Origin of the sequence: Rhodoferax sp. UBA5149 (genome assembly GCF_002413825.1) — a bacterium.
Taxonomy (GTDB): Bacteria; Pseudomonadota; Gammaproteobacteria; order Burkholderiales; family Burkholderiaceae_C; genus Rhodoferax.
Genome location: NZ_DHXT01000083.1, coordinates 1 through 5,054, shown reverse-complemented (window position 1 = coordinate 5,054; position 5,054 = coordinate 1). Strand labels below are relative to the sequence as shown.

General features: G+C 60.5%; 5 protein-coding genes. 4 read left to right on the top strand and 1 reads right to left on the bottom strand.

What is annotated here, in order from left to right; all coding sequences use genetic code 11:
* Positions 1 to 119: 119 nt before the first annotated feature.
* The 3 genes from B3V69_RS06940 (at position 120) to B3V69_RS06930 (ending at position 3,976) form a co-directional block, all read left to right on the top strand.
* Positions 120 to 1,220 (top strand): hypothetical protein, encoded by a 1,101-nt coding sequence (locus tag B3V69_RS06940; RefSeq protein WP_296445058.1) that lies wholly within the window; start codon positions 120 to 122, stop codon positions 1,218 to 1,220.
* Positions 1,221 to 1,242: 22 nt separating this feature from the next.
* Positions 1,243 to 2,271: a hypothetical protein gene (locus B3V69_RS06935; protein WP_296445056.1), complete on the top strand. Its 1,029-nt coding sequence runs from the start codon at positions 1,243 to 1,245 to the stop codon at positions 2,269 to 2,271.
* Between the two features lie 115 nt (positions 2,272 to 2,386).
* Positions 2,387 to 3,976, top strand: a complete 1,590-nt coding sequence (locus B3V69_RS06930; protein WP_296445055.1) for a methyl-accepting chemotaxis protein — start codon at positions 2,387 to 2,389, stop codon at positions 3,974 to 3,976.
* A gap of 155 nt (positions 3,977 to 4,131) precedes the next feature.
* Here B3V69_RS06930 and B3V69_RS06925 read toward each other — a convergent pair whose 3' ends face one another.
* A complete protein-coding gene (locus tag B3V69_RS06925) occupies positions 4,132 to 4,281 on the bottom strand; it encodes a lmo0937 family membrane protein (protein WP_296445054.1) in 150 nt (49 codons plus the stop codon).
* Positions 4,282 to 4,628: 347 nt separating this feature from the next.
* Here B3V69_RS06925 and B3V69_RS06920 point away from each other — a divergent pair.
* The coding region (locus tag B3V69_RS06920; protein WP_296445052.1) for a hypothetical protein at positions 4,629 to 5,054 on the top strand (426 nt) is incomplete at its 3' end.

Below are 5,054 nucleotides of genomic sequence, written 5' to 3'. Positions count from 1 at the left end.
CGAATTTTCATCACCCCCCCTAAACAGGGGGTACCGTTCCCTCCAGTTTTTCCCTAAGCTCACCCCAGAAAAAGACTTTTTCAATGGGTCTTTTCGTTAACTTTTCTGGAGGTGTTGAAATGAACGTATTGAACAGGGGCGTACTCTTGGGGCTGCTATGTGTCGCTGCTTTGACGGGCTGTGGCGGCGGCGATAACGTCACCGCGGGCACGCCTGCTGCCAGCACCCTGAGCGGCGTCGCCGCCGTGGGTTTTCCGATTGTTGGCGGCGCGGTCAACGTCACCTGCGCCGGTGGCAGCGCGCTGACCAGTCCAACCAGTAGCACCGGTGCATGGCAAGTCACCGTGTCCGGACAAACTTTGCCGTGTGCGGTTCAGGTCAGCGGCGGAACCGTCAATGGCGCCGCCAATAGCACGAAATACCACTCCATTGCCACCAGCCTTGGTACCGTGAACATCACGCCCTTGACGGATCTGCTCGTTGCCAATCTGTCACGCGCAATCCCGAGCGCCTGGTTCGCCAGTTTGAATTCAGCAGCTCTCACGCCGATCAATGCAGCGGCCGTCGGCGCGGCACTTACCCAACTGCGAACGGCGCTGGCGTTGACCCAGCTCAGTGGCATCGACCCGATCACGCTGGCGTTCACTGCGGCCAGTGGCAATCTGATCGACGACATGTTGGCCGCACTGCAAACTGCGATGACGAACGCCGGGGTGAGTTATGCGACTTTGCTAAGCGCCGCCACCGGCTCTACCTTCACGCCACCGAGCGGTATGAGTACTGCATTCGCCAGCGCCTTTTCAGGCACGACCAGCGGTGGCACGGCGGGTGGCGGCTCGGGTAGCGGGGGTGTCGGTTGCACGGGCCAGGTTGCGACGCTTTTCAGCAATGCCAAAGGAAGTTATTCCGCCGCGGCCATGACCTTCGACAATGCGGCGTTCGGAACCACGCCAACATCGCCCGTTGCAGGATTTGTCAACGGAGTGAATTCCAACATCACGGTTAACGCGGACTGCACGATCACCGTCGGTGCGTTCACCCTGACCTACAAGAGCGGTAGCTACGCCGAGTTCCCCTCAGGCGCTGACACCCAATACAACATTGACTTGACCGGCGTCGGTGTCAAAGACCCGCATTTTGAGCTGTTTACCGGCAAGCGCAGTCTGACCTTATTTGACACGGTGAATACGTCGCAGGGTGTGAGCTTCGACGAAAAGTAAGAACTTATCCGTCTATAACCCCATGCAAGCCAAATCCATGTTCAGTAAGAGAGTAGTGTTGGCCATGGCCGCGCTGAACCTTGTCGCCTCTGCCGTTCAGGCACAAGAACGCGTTGACGGAGTGATCCAAAAACGCGGGTTTTTCGGCCAGTCGCTCAGCCCTGACGAGTTCGAGATCATTCACGGCAGTGAGTTCAAGGGAGCAAAGAAGGTCGCGATCTCCGTTTTCAACGTCGCCTTCCCGAATGAAAACAAGTATGTCGCCACTACCAGAGGCACCTCGGTCCTGGGTGCCTACGGCACCTCGGCGCGGGCGAGTATGAGCACGACCATGAAGGGTGTGGACCAAGCGACACAGCAGCGCATCACCGACAAAGCCTATGCGCTGTTTGTAGAGCAGCTGAGAGAGGCTGGATATGAGGTCGTCGATCAAGCAGAACTGGCGCGTCTGGCACCAGAATTCGGCAAGTGGGACGCGCTGCCCAACTTCAGCCCGGGACGGTTCGGCGCCTATGTCGCACCCACGGGTCAATCGGTTCGATTTCTCACAGGGGATACGGCCAAGCGAGACACTTCCGGGTTTATGGGGCAACAAATGTCCATGTTCCGTGCGCTGGATAAACCGTTGGCCTATTCGCGTTCCCCGTACATCGCGCACGATGGCAGCATTGGCATCATCGCGGTCACTATGGTCGTTGACTATGGGGTGTATACCAGCACGGGCGACAGCAATCGACTGGGGGGAAGCGCCAAGATAGCCTTCAAGCCGGGGGCAACGATGGCAGCGGGCAACAACGCCGACAGCGGCACATTGATCGAGTACTGGGGGCCACAATCCGGCGGTTTTCCGGCGGTTGCCTATCTGCAAAAGCCGGTCTACTCCGACCGGGCGCTTGGGCCATTGGAAGACCTGGCGAAAGACATCGAGAGCGCACAGGCCACCGTTGCAGTCGCCGTCGTCGCCGACCCCAAGAAATTCGAGGTGGCAGCCGACGAGGTTGTTGGCATCGCCGTGCCGAAGTTGGTAGGCGTTATGGCCGCCGCGAAGTGAGTAGATAGCGCCGGCCTGTCGGCTGATACGGCTTTGTCACGCCACGGTCACACGACGCGCTCAAGATAACCAGGGTTTTCCCTTGGTTTTAATTGATCGAAAGGCGCAGTCATTCATGTCACATGCAGGTTCATTCAGAGGGTCCGGTGTTTCGGGTTCGTTTTCGCGCCGGATTTTCGGTGTTCTGTCGCTGGTTCTGGCGGTGGCGCTGGTGGGCTCGACGATAGGTTTCTTGTCTTTGCAGCGGGTGTCCGATGAAACCGGGCGCATGGTCGATGAGGCCATGGCCACCGAGCGCCTGGCCGGGGAGTTGCACCGCCACATCTCGGTCAACGTGGCCCGCTCCAAGGCTTTTGCATTGAGCTCCGAGCCCCAGGTGGGCGATGCGCTGACCCCCGAGATCAACCAGACCGCTGTCGCGGTGGATGAACTGCTGAACAAACTGGGCGCGATGCTGACCGTGTCCGAAGATCAGGCGATTCTGCGTCGTATGACCGACGCCAATACCAAATTCCTGAAGGCTCGCCAAGAGCTGACAGCCGTGCGCGACAGCGGCGTGACGGCGAATATTGAGCAGGTCTATGCCAGCCGCTTCACACCCGCGGCGCAGGCGCTGCTGGAGGCCGTGACCGCGCTGACAAATTCGCAGCGCGCCAAGATCGATGCGTCCGTGCTGAGCATTGGCAACCTGAGCGGGTCGGCGCGCTGGGGTCTGGTCCTGTTCAGCTTGTGTGCGCTGCTGCTGGGGAGCGTGTTGGCGGTTTGGCTGGTGCGCGCCATCACCCGGCCGATCCAGCAGGCGGTCGACACCGCCAACCGGGTGGCCGCGCTGGACCTGACGGCGCACATTGAAGGACATGACCGCGACGAGGCCGGACGGCTGCTGGTGGCATTGGGCCGGATGCAGGCGTCTTTGCACTCCCTGGTGTCCCAGGTCCAGGGCGCCAGCCACGATGTGGCCCAGGGCGCCACGCAGATCGCGGCCGGCAATCTTGACTTCTCCAGCCGGACCGAACTGGCGGCGTCCTTTTTGCAGCAGACGGCCGCTGCCGTCGAGCAGATTGCGGCGACCATGCACCATTCTCTGGAAGCCGCGTCGCGCGGCGAGCGGTTGGCGCAATCGGCCGCTGGCGAGGCCGCTGGTGGCAGCCAGGTCATGTCCGAGGTGATGCAGACGATGGATGACATCCGGGAGTCGTCGCGCCAGATTGTGGACATCACGGCGGTCATCGACGGACTGGCTTTCCAGACCAATATCCTGGCGCTGAATGCCGCCGTCGAGGCCGCCCGCGCGGGTGAACAGGGACGCGGCTTCGCCGTGGTGGCGGCCGAGGTGCGCGTGCTGGCGAACCGCTCCGCCGAAGCGGCGCGGCAGATCAAAGGGCTGATCACGGCCTCCGCGGACAAGGTGGAACTGGGTGCCACCAAGGTCGGTCAGGCGCGCGACAGCATGAGCGCCATCGTCGACTCCGTGGGGCGTGTGGTGCATGCCATCGGTGAAATCACGGTTGGCACCCAGGAGCAAAGCATCAGCATGTCAAGCATCAATGCGGCGGTGAGCCGCCTGGACCAGATGACCCAGCAAAACGCCGCCGTGGTGGAAGAGTCCGCAGCGGCCGCGCAGAGCCTGCAAGCGCAGGCCGGTGATTTGCGCGACGTGGCCGGGCAGTTCAGGCTGCCGGGTCTGGCGCTCGCGCTGCGGTGACGCTATCCGCATCGTCACCACAGCCAAGCCCAGCCGCATCTCGTGATTGCTATTAAAAATGTAGCTGCTCGCGCATATGCCACGGGGGCTAAAGGCCTAAAATAGCTTAGGTCGGGAGACCCGGCCCCCGGCTTGTCAACGCCGGATCTGCCTAGTCACGAATCCGAGCGTCGCCGACCAAACAGGTTAATCACAATCATGACGATGGCGACCACCAGAAGAATGTGAAGCAAGCCGCCCATGGTGTAGGCGGTGATCAATCCGAGTAGCCACAAAACGATAAGTACAACAGCGATTGAAAGCATATAGACCTTTCCCTGGTTACGAATTCCGACGCCACAACTAGCGGCAAGGAGCGTGGGCAATCTGCTCTTCGACCTTCACAGCCGCGCAGTCAGTATGAGCGCTCGAAGGGCGGCCGTCTGTTGGATGGGTCACATAGCGCCGGTTGGGTTTCTTGCGCCACTTGGCTGGCGCTGACATCATCTCCTTCTGACTTGAGAAAAATCAAAAAATCGGGAGCGGATCAGCGTAGTCTTGCAAACGACGCGAACCTAGCCGTCAGCCCAACAGCCCGTATCCGGCGAAAGTTGTCTCGCACGGTACACCGGTGGAAATGGGAAGTGCACACGGCAACGAACCCGGATGTTCAATGAAAACTGCCGCAGTCATCGGATTTACTTTGGCGAATGCGTTGTTGGCCCACGCGCAGACCGACGCGGGTCCGACGCCGTCGCGCTTTGACGGGTCTTGGGTGGTCAGGATTTCTTGCCCCTCCCATACTGAAGCGAGCGCTGCCAAGGGCTATTCATACAATTTCCCCGCGACGGTCTCGGGTGGCGTCATTGTGGGTCGCTACAGGGCAGAAGGGGACGTGCCATCGCTCGGTATCGAAGGGGCGATTCAGCCCAACGGCAGCGCCGTCCTGCATGCCCACGGACGAACAGGTGAGCGTGAATACGCTGTCAAACATCCCTCCGTCGGCACGCCTTACAAGTACACCATTCATGCGCAGTTTGACACCCGCAGAGGAACAGGAAGTCGAGTAGAAGACCGGGTCTGCGACTTCGTATTCACC

Excerpts from the sequence above, each read along its gene's own strand:
- B3V69_RS06940 (WP_296445058.1), top strand. The coding sequence starts at position 120 with ATGAACGTATTGAACAGGGGCGTACTCTTGGGGCTGCTATGTGTCGCT.
- B3V69_RS06935 (WP_296445056.1), top strand. The coding sequence starts at position 1,243 with ATGCAAGCCAAATCCATGTTCAGTAAGAGAGTAGTGTTGGCCATGGCC.
- B3V69_RS06930 (WP_296445055.1), top strand. The coding sequence starts at position 2,387 with ATGTCACATGCAGGTTCATTCAGAGGGTCCGGTGTTTCGGGTTCGTTT.
- B3V69_RS06925 (WP_296445054.1), bottom strand. The coding sequence starts at position 4,281 with ATGCTTTCAATCGCTGTTGTACTTATCGTTTTGTGGCTACTCGGATTG.